General features: G+C 54.5%; 12 protein-coding genes. 6 read left to right on the top strand and 6 right to left on the bottom strand.

Annotated features, from left to right (window positions below; all coding sequences use genetic code 11):
- The first annotated feature begins 3 nt into the window (after positions 1-3).
- Positions 4-1,434 (top strand): amidohydrolase family protein, encoded by a 1,431-nt coding sequence (locus tag MK323_00060; GenBank protein ID MCH2480559.1) that lies wholly within the window; start codon positions 4-6, stop codon positions 1,432-1,434.
- A 27-nt stretch (positions 1,435-1,461) separates the two neighbouring features.
- On the opposite strand, the gene MK323_00055 is transcribed toward MK323_00060, so the two are convergent.
- Positions 1,462-2,628 carry a M20 family metallopeptidase gene (locus MK323_00055; GenBank protein ID MCH2480558.1) on the bottom strand — a complete coding sequence of 389 codons (1,167 nt, stop codon included), beginning with the start codon at positions 2,626-2,628 and terminating at the stop codon, positions 1,462-1,464.
- 234 nt (positions 2,629-2,862) lie between these two features.
- Here MK323_00055 and MK323_00050 point away from each other — a divergent pair, with 234 nt between their 5' ends.
- Positions 2,863-4,341 carry a M81 family metallopeptidase gene (locus tag MK323_00050; GenBank protein ID MCH2480557.1) on the top strand — a complete coding sequence of 493 codons (1,479 nt, stop codon included), beginning with the start codon at positions 2,863-2,865 and terminating at the stop codon, positions 4,339-4,341.
- Between the two features lie 9 nt (positions 4,342-4,350).
- Here MK323_00050 and MK323_00045 read toward each other — a convergent pair whose 3' ends face one another.
- Complete coding sequence (locus MK323_00045) at positions 4,351-5,811, bottom strand: M81 family metallopeptidase (protein ID MCH2480556.1); 1,461 nt, start codon at positions 5,809-5,811, stop codon at positions 4,351-4,353.
- A gap of 195 nt (positions 5,812-6,006) precedes the next feature.
- Here MK323_00045 and MK323_00040 point away from each other — a divergent pair, with 195 nt between their 5' ends.
- The 4 genes from MK323_00040 to MK323_00025 are packed head-to-tail and all read left to right on the top strand — an operon-like array spanning position 6,007 to position 9,920.
- The gene (locus MK323_00040) at positions 6,007-6,948 is read left to right on the top strand and encodes an ABC transporter permease (protein ID MCH2480555.1); all 942 of its coding nucleotides are present in this window, start codon (positions 6,007-6,009) and stop codon (positions 6,946-6,948) included.
- Positions 6,949-6,954: 6 nt separating this feature from the next.
- The gene (locus MK323_00035; GenBank protein MCH2480554.1) at positions 6,955-7,839 is read left to right on the top strand and encodes an ABC transporter permease; all 885 of its coding nucleotides are present in this window, start codon (positions 6,955-6,957) and stop codon (positions 7,837-7,839) included.
- Positions 7,840-7,854: 15 nt separating this feature from the next.
- A complete protein-coding gene (locus MK323_00030) occupies positions 7,855-8,904 on the top strand; it encodes an ABC transporter ATP-binding protein (protein MCH2480553.1) in 1,050 nt (349 codons plus the stop codon).
- The gene (locus MK323_00025; protein MCH2480552.1) at positions 8,901-9,920 is read left to right on the top strand and encodes an ATP-binding cassette domain-containing protein; all 1,020 of its coding nucleotides are present in this window, start codon (positions 8,901-8,903) and stop codon (positions 9,918-9,920) included. The genes MK323_00030 and MK323_00025 overlap by 4 nt, the downstream gene beginning before the upstream one ends.
- Before the next feature lie 216 nt (positions 9,921-10,136).
- Here the strand turns inward: MK323_00025 and MK323_00020 are convergent, their stop codons facing one another.
- From MK323_00020 to MK323_00005, 4 genes are all read right to left on the bottom strand, one after another.
- Positions 10,137-11,717 carry an ABC transporter substrate-binding protein gene (locus MK323_00020; GenBank protein ID MCH2480551.1) on the bottom strand — a complete coding sequence of 527 codons (1,581 nt, stop codon included), beginning with the start codon at positions 11,715-11,717 and terminating at the stop codon, positions 10,137-10,139.
- Between the two features lie 143 nt (positions 11,718-11,860).
- Positions 11,861-12,889, bottom strand: coding sequence for an NADP-dependent oxidoreductase (locus MK323_00015; protein ID MCH2480550.1), 1,029 nt, complete (start codon positions 12,887-12,889; stop codon positions 11,861-11,863).
- A 64-nt stretch (positions 12,890-12,953) separates the two neighbouring features.
- The gene (locus MK323_00010) at positions 12,954-13,700 is read right to left on the bottom strand and encodes an SDR family oxidoreductase (protein ID MCH2480549.1); all 747 of its coding nucleotides are present in this window, start codon (positions 13,698-13,700) and stop codon (positions 12,954-12,956) included.
- Between the two features lie 32 nt (positions 13,701-13,732).
- A partial coding sequence (locus MK323_00005; GenBank protein MCH2480548.1) for an amidase family protein occupies positions 13,733-14,233 on the bottom strand: 501 nt, incomplete at its 5' end.

Below are 14,233 nucleotides of genomic sequence, written 5' to 3'. Positions count from 1 at the left end.
CTTATGACTACCACACTGATTCGAAAAGCCAACTGGAGTGCTGTCTGGGATGCATCTCTGAAAACGCACCGGTACGCCCGTGACTCGGACATTGTTTTTTCGGATGACAGGATCGTGTATGTAGGCCCCGACTACGATGGGCAGTGGGACCATGAGATCGATGGGCGTAGCAGTTTTGTGATGCCCGGTCTGATCAATATTCATTCACACCCGCAGCACGAGCCGGCTTACCGAGGTATCCGGGAAGAGCATGGGCGACCAGAGATGTACGACACGGGTCTTTACGAGCGTTTACAGGCATTCTCGCTGGATGATGAAGGCCGCCAGGCCGCTGCGGAACTGGCCTACGGGGAGTTATTATTGTGCGGAGTCACTACGCTGGCAGACCTGTCGTCGATGTCGCCCTGGTGGCTTGACCTGATCGCACGCAGTGGCCTGCGTGGATTCATTGCACCGGGGTTTGCGTCTTCACGCTGGTATATGGATAGTTTTCACGAATTAAAATTCAACTGGAACGAGCAAGCCGGCCGAAAAGCTTTTGACGAGGCTGCTGAGTTCATGACCCAGGCCGAAGCGCATCCCAGCAAACGCTTGCAGGGTGTAGTTTTTCCGATGCAGATCGACACTTGCAGCGAGGATCTTCTGAGGGACTGTATTGCACTGGCAGAGGAAACCAACCGCCCGATCACCACGCATGCATCCCAGTCACAGGTTGAGTTTTTGTTAATGGCAAAGCGTCATGGAGTGTCACCAATCAAATGGGCATCAAACATCGGCCTGCTGGGCCCGAGGACAACTTTAGGTCATGCAATTTTTATAGATGATCATCCGTCAATCGACTGGCGAACGAGGGAAGACCTAAATTTGCTGGTTGATTCTGGGACTTCCGTCGCACACTGTCCGTCACCGTTTGCACGCTATGGTCACGCAATGGCCGACTTTGGCCGTTATTATCGAGCAGGTGTGAATCTTGGTTTTGGTACGGATGTGACACCACACAACCTGATTGAAGAAATGCGACTCGCAATAATCCTCGCACGTGTCATGGCAAACAATATCAAGACAACGGATGCCCAGATGGTATTTCACGCAGCCACAGTGGGTGGCGCAAAATCGCTGTTACGTGATGACCTGGGCAGGTTGGAAAAAGGAGCTAAAGCCGATCTGGTGATGGTGGATATCACGCAGACAATCATGCGGCCTGTTCACGACCCGCTCAAGAGCCTGATTTACCATGCGGCCGACCGAGCCGTGAAGACAGTGTTTATTGATGGCGAGTTGGCTGTGGATAACGGAAGCGTGGTTCATCTCGATATGTCAGACGCTGCCGGTCGATTGGAGATCGCACAGCAACGTATGCTTAAGGACGTTCCTAACCATGACTTCCTGGGTCGAGAAGCGAAGGACATTACGCCTCTTTCACTAATGCTTTAAAACAGACGTAGGTTCGCGGGCAGCGGCTCATTTTGGCAGCTGTGTCTCGGCCAATCGTGCGAAAAATGTCGCGCCCAAAGGCAGTATCTGGTCGTTGAAGTCATAGCCTGGGTTATGTACTTCACAATGACCCTCCTCACCGCCGTTGCCAATATTGATGTAGGCACCCTTGCATTCATTGAGCATGTAAGAGAAGTCCTCGGACGCCATGATTCCGGGCCCGCGACGGTTGAGGTTGTCCTCAGATACGATTGATGCGGCGACATCACCGGCTATTCGTGTGGCGTCTTCATCATTAATGAGCGGCAGGAAAATTAACCGAAAATTATAGTCCGCAGTAACACCTAGGCTCTGCGCTATACCCATTGCAATTTCACCGATCCGTTTCTCCATCAGGTCGAGGGTAGCGGGCAGGAATGCACGAATGGTGCCGCCAACGGTAGCGTCGTTTGGAATCACGTTGTAAGCCTCACCACTGAGCAGTCGGGTGACGCTGAGTACTGCAGTATCTTGTGGGTCCACGTTACGAGAGACCACACTTTGGAGGGCAGATACGATTTGAGATGCCGCCACGATCGGGTCGGCGCTTGACTCCGGCCTTGCGGCATGAGCGCCACGGCCTATGAGTTTGATGTCGAAGAATCCGCCGCCGGCCATCATCGGCCCAGGCCGAATCGAAAAACGGCCTACGTCCATGCCTGGTTTATTGTGCATCCCATAGATACTGTCCATGGGGTAGCGCTCAAATAGTCCGTCATCGACCATCGCTTTAGCACCACCAAGACCTTCTTCTGCAGGTTGAAAAACGAGGTGAATACAGCCGTCGAAATTTCGCGTCTCAGCCAGATACTTGGCCGCACCGAGCAACATCGTGGTATGACCATCGTGACCGCACGCGTGCATTTTTCCATCTACGCGAGAGCGATGATCAAACTCGTTGGACTCGTGTATCGGTAGTGCATCCATATCTGCGCGCAGGCCTATTGCCCGAGAACTTTGCCCATTGCGTAGGGTTCCAACCACACCGGTGCCCCCAACAGCTCTTTCCACCTGATAACCAAAGCCCTCCAGCCGATCAGCAACCAGCTTGGCCGTACGTTCTTCTTCAAAACCGAGTTCAGGGTGAGCGTGGATGTCTCTCCGCCAGGCCGTGAGTTCTGTGTGATTGTTTTGAATCTGCGGTATGACTTTCATTACGGGTTCTCCAGATGCGATTGAGTGTCGTGTACGTATGCTTAGAATGATAATGACTGGGTTAATTGAGGTCATTTCAACGACTGATAAGGCCCAGGTCAAGAGGAACGGACACAAATACGGTGAATTGACTGCCCGTCTGTACCTGTACAGTGGTCAGGTAGCAACGTGCGAAGTCTGTGTGACCATGTTAATTTCACCAAACTGAAGGTGAAAATATAGAGGAGTCATTTAATGCGGGTCCTGATCGCAATGATGAAGCATGAGACGAATACGTTCTCACCGGTACCGACTGATCTCACTCGGTTTAAGAACTGGGCCTATTACACGGGTACCGATGTACTCGACCATTTTGGCGGTACCAATACACCCACTGGCGCGTACATCGATCATGCGCGCAAACAGGGTTGTGAGATGGTGACACCCCTTGCCACAGAGGCGATGCCCAGCGGACCGGTTCACCAGGATGTTTACGAGCATTTGGTGCAGACGATTTTGGCACCTATAGAGGCACAACCCTTCGATGTTGCGCTGCTGGATCTTCATGGTGCTATGGTGGCAGAGGATGAGGCTGATGGGGAAGGGTGCCTGCTCAGCCGTATACGTGCTGTACAGCCGGACCTGCCGATTGCGGTAACACTCGATCTGCATTGCAACCTGACCCAGCGGATGGTTGACAACTGTACGATGATGATTGGGTTCAAGACGTATCCACACGTTGATATGTATGAGGTCGGTGACCAGATTGCCCAGGTGATGTTCCGTACTCTGGAAGGAAAGATCAGCCCGGTGATGGTGTGGGATAACCGACCCGTTCTGGCTCAGACATTGTGCATGGGTACTGCCGATGCGCCGATGTCAGGATTGCAGGACATGACCCGCAAACTCGAGCGTGATGGGGTGCCCGCGGCGACATTTTTCGGCGGATTTCCGATGGCCGATATTTATGATGCTGGTATTTCTGCGGTGGTGGTGGGCGACGGTGATGAGAAGCAGGCCCGTTCGGCCTGCGATCAGCTGCTGGACGGCGCTTGGTCTGACCGAACTGGGTTTGTTTACAGCGGTTGTCCGCTGGAGATCGCGGTCAGTGATGCCAGGCAGTATACCGAGGGGCCTGTGTTGCTGCTTGATCATGCAGACAACGTCGGTTCTGGCGGCACGGCCGATGTGATGGAGGTTATCCGGGAAGTGCACAAACAGGCGCTGGTGGATGTGGCCGTCGGGGCTGTTTGGGATCCTGCGGCGGTGGAGATGATGCAAGAGACAGGTTTGGGTAATAGGGTATCGATCGAGCTGGGCGGGAAAACCGACATGCCCAGTATCGGTCGGTCAGGAGAGTCCTTTCATGTGGAAGGGCGAGTCACCTCGCTGACTGACGGCAAGTGGACAGTAGAGGGTCCAATGTATACGGGTGTCGAGGTGTCGACTGGACCGACGGCTGTGTTGGACACCGGTCGTATGCGCATTGTGGTGGTATCTTTTCACCATGAGCCCTGGGATGCCGGCATCTTCTCTAACAATGGAATCGACCCGACTCAGTGCCGTTACCTATTACTCAAGTCGAGAATTCATTATCGCGCCGGGTTCCAACCGCTTGCTCGAGCAACAATTCGTTGTGACGGTCACGGCGTGACCACGTCTCGCAACGATCAGCTGAATTATCAAGCACTCAGGCGGCCGATCTATCCGCTGGATGATAATGCTACCGCGTAAAGATGACGCTCAGGCTGATCTCGGATCAGCTACCTTTGGCCAGTAGGGGTCAGTGAATTTCTTAAAACCAATCTCGGAGAAGTTCATGTTGATCGAACCCGGCGCAGAGACGTAAAGCACTGACTCAGCTATCGGGGCGAATCCGGCGTAAAAGTGCTGGGTCGATTTCACCACGACGATTTTCTTGTCGCTGAGTTTTAGGCCAAACTGCTCAAAAGCGTCGGGGTGAAAGGTCTGGGTCCGGATGCTGTTGAGAAAGATATCAAGATTATTCGCTGCGCTCACCCAGACACCGCATCCCATGGTCTGCTTTGCCTGGCCGAAGGACTGTTCGGCATTGCTGACGATCTTGCGGACGGTGATGGGTAGGTCAACCGGTTGGCCAGAGCCTTTTCCCACTTTTCCGCCGATTCGGAGGGTAAACTCGGTGCCTTCACCGGCTTCAACACAGAAGCGTACGGCCACCGGATCCCAGTAAAATCCGCTAGCTACATTCTCAACGTTCTTGTCCAGGATGGCCTGGAGGATATAGGTCGAATCAGACGGTGCTCCGACGCCTGCGTTGTCCGCATGATCAGCCATGATGATGGGTCCCGATTCAGACGCCAGTGCTGTATCGAATGCCTCATCAATACTGAGCCCGGTCGGGTGCGTCTCGTCACGCAGCGACCAGATTGTCTCGGCCAAATCTGACGCGATTTTACGACCAGTCTCTATGTCATTGTCTGTGACAACCAGGAGTTTGGCTGAAGCATCCGGCACATCACCCCAGGGAAAACCATGTGCATGGGACACCGACAGTACTGTGTCGCGAGTTTCGAGTTCGTGCATCTCGCGAACAATCGATGCTGCCGGTTCAACCGGTGTTCGCCACATGCTGATCATCTGTAAATCATGGAGATTCATCACGGGCTTTACTTCGCCTTGTAGGGTCTGCCAACAGACATCAAACAGTTCATGGGCCCGATCGGGCGGGTCGATATGTGGGTATTCCTTAAAGGTGATGATGACGTCGGCGTGGTCGGTCAATGTTTGTGTGATACTGCAGTGCAAGTCGAGTTCAACGCCGATGACAGTATCCGGCCCAACAATTTGCCTTACTCGTTGTGTCAGATCGCCTTCACAATCGTCGTAGCCGTCTGCCACCATGGCACCGTGCAGGCAGAGCAATACCAAGTCGACCGGCATGGCTGTTGCCAGATCGGTGAGAATCTCGCTTCGGAAATCCTCATATACAGTCCGCATGGTCGGGCCGGCCGGTTGGGCAAAAGCGGCCAGGCTCTCGACGACCTCAGCACCGACAGCTTCAGCTTTTTCCCGCCAGATGATTAGCGGCATGGCGAAAAGAGCCGTACTGTCCCGGGTTGCATCGCCGTGGTACAACATGGTTTCTTGGAAATTGATCAGGCCCGTCGGCATGTTAGAGAAAGTGTTGGTCTCTGTGCCCAGGCAGGCAATAAATACTTTCACGAATACGGCCCTTGGTAGAATGTCAAGTCGAACATCAGTCTACTGGTTCCCAAGTCTGCCAGCTACTGATATATTGGCAGCAGGTCCCGGGGCCAGTGCGGGAACATCGTTGCCGTACTGAATTTTCGGGATTCGTCTTGTTGGCAACGTGCGACAGGACGACTGATGCACCACTGTTTGGATGAAACTGGGTTTATGTATGCTTACATCGTAAAAAGAATTCTGGCAACCATCCCTGTGATGGTGGTGGTCGCTGTATTTGTGTTCGGGTTGCTGCACTTGACGCCCGGTGACCCCGCGGCAATCATCGCCGGCGACTACGCCAGCCCGTCCGACATCGAAGGAATCCGTGAAAAACTCGGGCTGAATGAACCGATACCTGTCCAGTTCTATACCTGGGTGAAAAGTGTCGCTCAGGGCGACCTCGGCGTATCGATTTTTTCCAACCTGCCCGTCACGAAACTCATCGGCCAGCGGATTGAACCAACGCTGATGCTGTCGCTGTTCACCATTGTCATCGCGATCAGTGTTGCGATTCCGCTTGGTGTGCTGGCCGCCTGGAAATCTCGCACCTTTATAGACCGGTTCGCGATGATATTCGCGGTGCTGGGATTTTCCGTGCCGGTATTCGTGATTGGTTACATCTTGATGTATGTGTTTGCTATTCAACTCAAGTGGCTCCCGGTTCAAGGCTACAAGCACTTAGCAGACGGCCTTTTGCCGTGTCTTCGAAGCCTGGTGCTGCCGAGTATCGCGCTGGGGATTGTGTACATCGCCCTCATAGCACGGATTACTCGGGCCAGCGTACTGGAGGTTCTCGCCGAGGATTACATCCGGACCGCGAAGGCCAAAGGACTGAGTTCGCGGGTCGTCCTAACTCGTCACGCACTGAAGAATGCGGCGGTGCCTATCGTCACCATCATTGGCGTTGGTATCGCGCTGCTGATCGGTGGTGTGGTTGTGACAGAAAGTGTTTTCAATATTCCCGGTCTGGGTAGGTTGACCGTGGATGCCATACTGCACCGCGACTACCCGGTGATTCAGGCGATCATCATCCTATTTTCAGGGGTCTACGTGCTGGTCAATCTGCTCGTAGATCTGAGTTACGTATTTCTAGACCCCAGAATCCGATACTAATCCCTCATGGCCGCAATTGATGCCTTGGTAGCCGACCAGACGGTCGGTGCCGATAAACCTGGCCGAACGGCTGATTTTGTCCGGCGCAATCCAACCGTCATCATCAGTGCGTCCATTCTCATCGCAATGATTCTTCTCGGTATTTTTGCACCTTTTCTGGCACCAGATCCACTTGAGATCGCGCCCTGGGACCGGCTTAAGCCGCCCGGTGATTTCGGTTGGTTCGGTACCGACCATCTGGGTCGGGATGTTTTTGCGAGGACTATTTACGGTGCCCGAATTTCTCTCAGTGTAGGTCTGTTCGTGGCTCTGATCAGCACCGGGGCCGGGCTTTTTATCGGTCTCCTCGCTGGGTACGTCCGGATAGTGGATACAGTGGTCATGCGCATCATGGACGGTCTCATGGCCATCCCTGGTATTTTGTTTGCGATTGCCCTGATGGCGTTGGTCGGCTCCAGTGTGCAGAACGTTATCATTGCTATATCTGTACCAGAGATTCCACGCGTCGTGCGCTTGGTACGAGCCATTGTTCTGACCATCCGTGAGATGCCCTACGTCGAGGCTGCTGTAGCCTCAGGCACCCGATTACCCCAAATCCTCGTGCGGCACATTCTGCCGAATACTTTCGCACCGCTCATGGTCCAGGCGACCTACATCTGTGCTTCGGCCGTCATAGTCGAGGCTTATTTGAGTTTTCTTGGGGCCGGGACGCCGCCGGAAATACCCAGTTGGGGCAACATGATGGCTGAAGGCCGGGTCTATTTCCAGTTCAAGCCGTGGCTGCTGTTTTTCCCTGGGCTGTGTCTGGCCTGCATGGTGATGACGGTTAATATTCTGGGTGACGGTCTGCGTGACACGCTGGACCCGCGTATTGCCCGGGGCATGCGGTAGGTCGGGTTCGTCAGCATGGATAATTCAACGGCTGTCGCTGCCCGAACCGACTCACCGATTCTTCAGATCAAGGACCTGCGTACTTTTTTCGACACGCGGGACGGCACTGTACGTGCAGTCAACGGGGTGTCGCTGGAGCTTTACGCAGGTGAAACCCTATGCATCGTTGGTGAGTCGGGTTGCGGTAAAAGCGTTACCGCAATGACGATCCTTGGCCTGCTGCCTAAGCCGCCCGCTCGTATCGAGTCCGGCGAGATCTTTTTCCAAGGCACCGATCTGCTTAAGCTCAATGAAGAAGAGATGCGGGCTATCCGGGGAAACGAGATCTCGATGATATTCCAGGAACCGATGACCTCGCTGAATCCGGTCCTGACCATCGGCCGGCAGATTTCAGAAGTGATTTCGCTCCACCAGGGTGTGTCTGACCGGGTGGCTCGGGATCGGGCGGTCGAGATCCTCGATCGAGTTCGCGTGCCGGATGCCCACCAGAGGGTTAACGAATACCCTCACCAACTGTCCGGCGGTATGCGGCAGCGGGCGATGATCGCGATGGCGCTGTCGTGCAACCCGAAGATCCTGATTGCCGACGAGCCGTCCACGGCGCTCGATGTGACGATTCAAGCCCAGATCCTGGATCTGATGCGTGAGCTGCGAGATGATTTTGGAACATCCATCATACTCATTACCCATGATTTGGGTGTGGTGGCGGAAATGGGTGAACGGGTTTTGGTGATGTATGCCGGGGAAAAGGTTGAGGAAGCCTCTGTTGAGGAGTTATTTCATTACCCGCTACATCCTTACAGTGAAGGCCTGATGACATCAATTCCTCGATTGAACGAAAGTCTGGCGAGGGACGGTGACCGGGTCAGGCTGCAGGAGATACCGGGAATGGTACCTTCACTGATCGAGGAAATCCCAGGCTGTCTGTTTACACCTCGATGCAGTTACGCCTCCGAGCAGTGCGAGGCCGAATCTCCGCAACTGGCCGAACACCGTAAACAGCATTACGCGGCTTGCTGGGAGTCAGGCAACTTCGCCAATCGCCTGGAATCGTCTACGCCATGACCCCTGTCGCTGCAGCTGTCTCAGAAAACATCTTATCGGTGCGGGACGTCAAGAAGTATTTTGACGTGCGGAAAGGTCTGTTGGCGAAAAAAGTAGGTAACGTTTACGCGGTCGATGGGGTCAGCTTCGACATTGCCCGGGGAGAGACACTGGGCCTGGTGGGGGAAAGTGGTTGCGGTAAGTCTACGGTCGGGCGAGTGGTGCTTCGTCTGCTCGATCTCACAGCCGGTGAGATTCACCTCAAGGGTGTCGATATTTCCGGGTTGTCCAGATCAGAGATTCTGCCGCATCGGCGTGAGATGCAGATGGTGTTCCAGGATCCCTATTCCTCCCTCAACCCAAAACTGTCGGCCGGGTTCCTGGTGTCAGAGCCGCTGAGAAATTTCAAGCAAGGCAGTTCGGCGGAAATTAATCAACGGGTGCAGATGCTTTTCGAAAGGGTGGGCTTTAAACGCGAGGCGATGGAAAGATACCCGCACGAGTTTTCAGGCGGCCAGCGGCAACGCCTGGGGATCGCCCGCGCACTCGCTCTGAACCCGTCGCTGATCGTCGCTGATGAACCGGTTTCCGCTCTGGATGTTTCGGTACAGGCGCAGGTGATCAATCTGCTCATCGATCTACAAGAGGAATTCAACCTGGCACTGCTGTTTATCTCACACGATTTGGCAGTGGTTGAGCACGTTAGCCACCGAATCGCCGTAATGTACGTCGGCAAACTGGTCGAGATCACCGACACCCGAAGCCTGTTCAGGAATCCCCTGCATCCGTACACCGAAGCCCTGCTGTCGGCGGTGCCGGTGCCCGATCCCCGGGCGGTCAAGGAAAAAATTATTCTTAGGGGCGATGTTGCCAGTCCGATTAATCCGCCGTCGGGTTGTCGGTTTCATACCCGCTGCCCGTATGTGATGGACCGTTGCCGATCAGAAGAACCAGCCTTGCAGGAGATCACACTGGGGCATCGTGTTGCGTGCCACTTACGGGAACCCGACAACGCAGCTGCCGCGCTCACGACCTAGTCGCTAGAACTGATCCCTTGTATGAGGGCTCGGTGTATCGGAAGAACTCTAGCCTGGACGAGTTCAAAGGTCATTGTTTGGAATGCCACTGCCGAAATCCCAGCGGCACGCCTGTGAGACTCAATTCCTGCTAAAAAAACCCCCGGGTATAAACCCGGGGGTATCGAGTGGATTGATTTTCGGTCCTGTATGGCCGAATTCAATGGGCCTGATCGATTATTTTGGCCGGAGGTTCCAGAATAGCGGGACTGGACCCTTGAGAATCCCCTCCAGTCGATCGGACCGGTAGGCGTATTTACTCAGGTACTGGCCGATCGGTACATAGGTCACGACCTCCATGGCTCGGGCCTGTACCTGATCAGCGAGCGCTTTCTGCTTTGCTGGATCGGTTTCCCGGGCAAAATCCTGCCGCAGTTGTTCGACCTTCGCATCGGTTGGCCAGCCAAACCAGGCCTTTTCGATACCACCGCCCGATACGCCGATGTTTGCGACCGGATTCAGCAGGTCGGGTGCGATCCAGGAAGTGTGGAAGATGTTCCAGCCACCGTCGGCAATGCTTTTCTTCTCAGCACGCCGAGAAGTCAAGGTGCTCCAGTCCATGGCCTGAACCTCCAGGTTGATACCGGCTTTGCGCAGCAGGCTGGCGGTGACTTGGGTCGCGTGACTGAGCGCCGGAATATCGGTCGGATGCATCAGGACGATCTTTTCGCCGTTGTAGCCCGCTTCCTTAAGCAGGGCCTTGGCTTGCTCGATGTCCTGAGTCATAACCCGTTCCGAGCCAACAAAGGTCTCAAACGGCGTGTCACAGAGGAACATCGCACCACACGTCCGGTACAAATCGGGCGTACCAACGATTGCCTGCAGGTAAGTCTCCTGGTCGACCAGCAACTGGACCGCGTGACGCGCCTTGACGTTGTCAAACGGCGCATTCAGGTGGTTGATGCGGAGCCAACCCTGGCTACCGTAGTTGTCCCGCTGTCCTGTCGTGACGTTGTCGGCTGCGTCAAGTAGATCATACAAATCAGACTGTGGCGCCTCGAAATAGTCCACCTCGCCGTTGATCAACGCATTCATGGCGCTGTTCTGGTCCGGTATGTAAAGCCACTCGACGCGGTCAAAATAAGCGATTTTGCCACCCGATGCGGCACTGGCCGGTTCACTACGCGGCACGTAGTCCGCAAATTTCTCGTATACCACTTTGGCGCCAGGCACCCATTCTGCTTCGACGAATTTGTAGGGGCCTGAACCGATCAGTGGCATTGGGACCTGCAGAAACGGATCGGTGTAGGCCTTTTCCGCCGGCATCATGAAGGGCACGTTGGAGCTCATCTTACCCAGAGCGGTCGTTAGCAGACCCCAAGGTTCTGTGAGAGTGATCTCAAAAGTCTTATTGTCGACGGTAAACATGGTGTCGACGACGGCCAGCAACTGCTGGCCCATGCCATCGCGTTTGCCCCATCGATTAATCGAGGCAATGCAGTCCGCGGACGTAACGGGGCTGCCATCATGCCACTTGAGTCCATCTCGGAGAGTGATGGTGTGTACCAGTCCATCATCACTGACCGAATGAGCGCCTGCCATCTGAAGATGAACGTTGAAAGTCTCATCCATCGCGAACAACGTGTCATAGATCATGTAGCCGTTGTTTCGGGTGATATACGCAGTCGTCCAGATCGGATCGGTGTTCTTGAGATCGGCATGTGGCACGATCTTCAAAACAGAACCTGCCTGAGCAGTGCCGATCGATAACGCAGCTGCTGCGAGCAGTCCTAACAGATATTTTGTGGGTTTCGTCATCAGTTACAGCCTCCTTTAGTGTGTTAACACAGCGACAGTATAACCATTAAAAGTTCTGGCCAACAAGGTGGTTCCAAGCCATTGAGCTGTTTGGCAAGTTGGCGACTTTCCACTGTCTGTAGATGTTGTAATAAAGAGTGTCTCTAGAATTCTGTTGACACCCTGACAATCGCCTTACCGGTATTACGGCCACTGAGCAGGCCCTGGAAGGCTGCGACCGCATTTTCAAGACCTTCGGTGATGTCTTCACGATAACGAATCTCCCCTCGTTTCAGCCAGCCCGACATATCCGACATAAAGGCGTCCAGTCGGTTACCGTGATCGGTCACGATGTAGCCCTGGACCAGCAGTCTTCGAGTCAGGACCGCACGCATCAAGCGGGGCAGGGTATCAGGCCCGTTGGGAAGTCCTGTGTCGTTGTAGCGTGAAATCATGCCGCAGACCGGAATTCGGCCGCCATCATTCATTAGGTTGGACGCCGCATCGAAAACCTTGCCGCCGACATTTTCAAAGTAGATATCGATACCGTCTGGACAGGCGCGCTTCAATTGGGAATTGAAGTCGTCATCGTTATAGTTTAAGCAAGTCTCAAACCCGAATTCTTCAACCGTGTACCGGCATTTCTCCGCAGTACCTGCGATACCGACTGTATGACAACCGTGTAATTTAGCAATTTGTCCTACAACGGAACCTACAGCGCCAGCTGCTGAAGAAACCACTACAGTTTCTCCAGATACCGGTTGGCCAATATCGAGCAGGCCAACATAGGCCGTAAGGCCTGGCATACCCATCACACCCAACGCCGTGCTGATCGGGTTGGGGCCATGAACCGGGTCCAGCTTGTGCAGTCCCTGCCCGTTGCTGAGCTCGTAGTCCTGCCAGCCGGAGTAACTCAGCACCCGATCGCCGAATTTGAATTTGGGGTGGTGGGAAGCCACTACCGAGCTGACGGTGCTGCCTACCATGGTCTGTCCGATCTCTACACTGGCCGTATAGGAGTGGGCTTCACTAATACGACCGCGCATGTAAGGGTCAAGCGACAGGTAGAGTGTCTGTAACAACAACTCGCCCTCAGCGGGTTCGGATACGAATGCGGAGTCTTCCACCAGTTCAAAATCAGAATCTTTGGGAAAGCCTACGGGGCGAGCAGCAAGCGTAATACGCCTGTTCATGACATCTGTCATTTCAGTCTACTCGGTAAGGTATTGAGCTCAGGGATTGTACGGGTATTTACAGTCAGACAGCACTGGCACCACCGTCCAGTGGCAGGATCATCCCGGTCATTTGCCGGGATTCGTCCGACGCGAGATAAAGCGCTAATGGTGCAACATCTTCAGGTTCGCTAGGACCTAAGGGTGTTTTAACCCTGATCGGGTCGTCGTCTCGAAGCATGGTGCGCACCCGGTCGGTGAGGATGACGCCGGGCGCAATTGCATTGACGCGTATACCGGCCTGAGCCCATTGCAGGGCCAGGGCACGAGTCAATGTGACGACCCCCCCTTTGGCTGAGGTATAGGCATCTGCACCTTCAGTGCCGATCATGGCGCGTATCGAGGTGGTATTGATGATGGAGCCGCCGCCTGCTTGGACGAGATGGGGAATGGCAAAACGGCAGCCCAGTACGGTCCCAAACAGATCGACCCGAATGGTGCGCCAGAACTCATCAAGTTCAATTTCTGTTACTGACCCATCTTTGCCGGTTGCACCACCGGCGTTGTTGTAGAGTACATCCAGGCCGCCATAAGTGGCGACGGCGGTGTTGACAGCATTTTGCATATCATCGGGTTCGCCCACGTCTGTCTGTATAGCCTGTGCGTGACCGCCGGTCGCATCGATTTCATGGGCAAGATCTTTGTTTTGCAAATGGTCACGATCACACAGCGTGAGTCGCGCACCTTCAGCGGCAAACAGTCGTGCTGCCGCGCGGCCGATGCCACTGGCGGAGCCGGTGATCAATACCCGCTTATCCTTGAGTCGTCCCATGATCTGAGTGCTGAGGGGTTTTCTTGTAAGCTTCAGTCTGTTCGATCAATACACCGTTGGTAGGTGTCGTGCCAGGGCCGCAGGCGCTCATATGCCGCACTGGCTGTTAAAACATCCGAGTCAGCGTACCGTCGTCCGATAATTTGCATGCCGATGGGTAATCCACTGACGCTGAGCCCGGCAGGAATAGACGCGGCCGGGTGACCGGTAAAGTTAATGAGGTAGGTCAGGCACCAGCCAATCAGCGGATCGACGGCCTCACCATTGATCTCCGTCGGTCCGACCGTGTTGCCGTCATCGGCGTTATCCACCGCCAGGCAGGCGAGAGTGGGGGTCACCAGCAAGTCATATTCCGAGAAGACCCCTTGTATGCAGTCATAAATTTCGGTTCTGATCTCCTGATCCTTATAGAAGTCTACGGCGCTCAATTTGTAGCCAGCCTCAATCCAGTGTAGGTACTCCGGTGGGAAATCGTCTCGATGTTCACCCAGCAGATCAGGACCCTTTGCACTGGCTGCTTCTAAGGTTGCAAT

Source organism: Gammaproteobacteria bacterium (assembly GCA_022450155.1).
Lineage (GTDB): Bacteria > Pseudomonadota > Gammaproteobacteria > Arenicellales > UBA868 > REDSEA-S09-B13.
The sequence above is the reverse complement of the archived record's forward strand: the minus strand, read 5'-3'. Positions and strand labels throughout refer to the sequence as shown.

Coding starts and splice junctions, on each gene's coding strand:
- MK323_00060 (MCH2480559.1), top strand. CDS start 4: ATGACTACCACACTGATTCGAAAAGCCAACTGGAGTGCTGTCTGGGAT.
- MK323_00055 (MCH2480558.1), bottom strand. CDS start 2,628: ATGAAAGTCATACCGCAGATTCAAAACAATCACACAGAACTCACGGCC.
- MK323_00050 (MCH2480557.1), top strand. CDS start 2,863: ATGCGGGTCCTGATCGCAATGATGAAGCATGAGACGAATACGTTCTCA.
- MK323_00040 (MCH2480555.1), top strand. CDS start 6,007: ATGTATGCTTACATCGTAAAAAGAATTCTGGCAACCATCCCTGTGATG.
- MK323_00035 (MCH2480554.1), top strand. CDS start 6,955: ATGGCCGCAATTGATGCCTTGGTAGCCGACCAGACGGTCGGTGCCGAT.
- MK323_00030 (MCH2480553.1), top strand. CDS start 7,855: ATGGATAATTCAACGGCTGTCGCTGCCCGAACCGACTCACCGATTCTT.
- MK323_00025 (MCH2480552.1), top strand. CDS start 8,901: ATGACCCCTGTCGCTGCAGCTGTCTCAGAAAACATCTTATCGGTGCGG.
- MK323_00020 (MCH2480551.1), bottom strand. CDS start 11,717: ATGACGAAACCCACAAAATATCTGTTAGGACTGCTCGCAGCAGCTGCG.
- MK323_00015 (MCH2480550.1), bottom strand. CDS start 12,889: ATGAACAGGCGTATTACGCTTGCTGCTCGCCCCGTAGGCTTTCCCAAA.
- MK323_00010 (MCH2480549.1), bottom strand. CDS start 13,700: ATGGGACGACTCAAGGATAAGCGGGTATTGATCACCGGCTCCGCCAGT.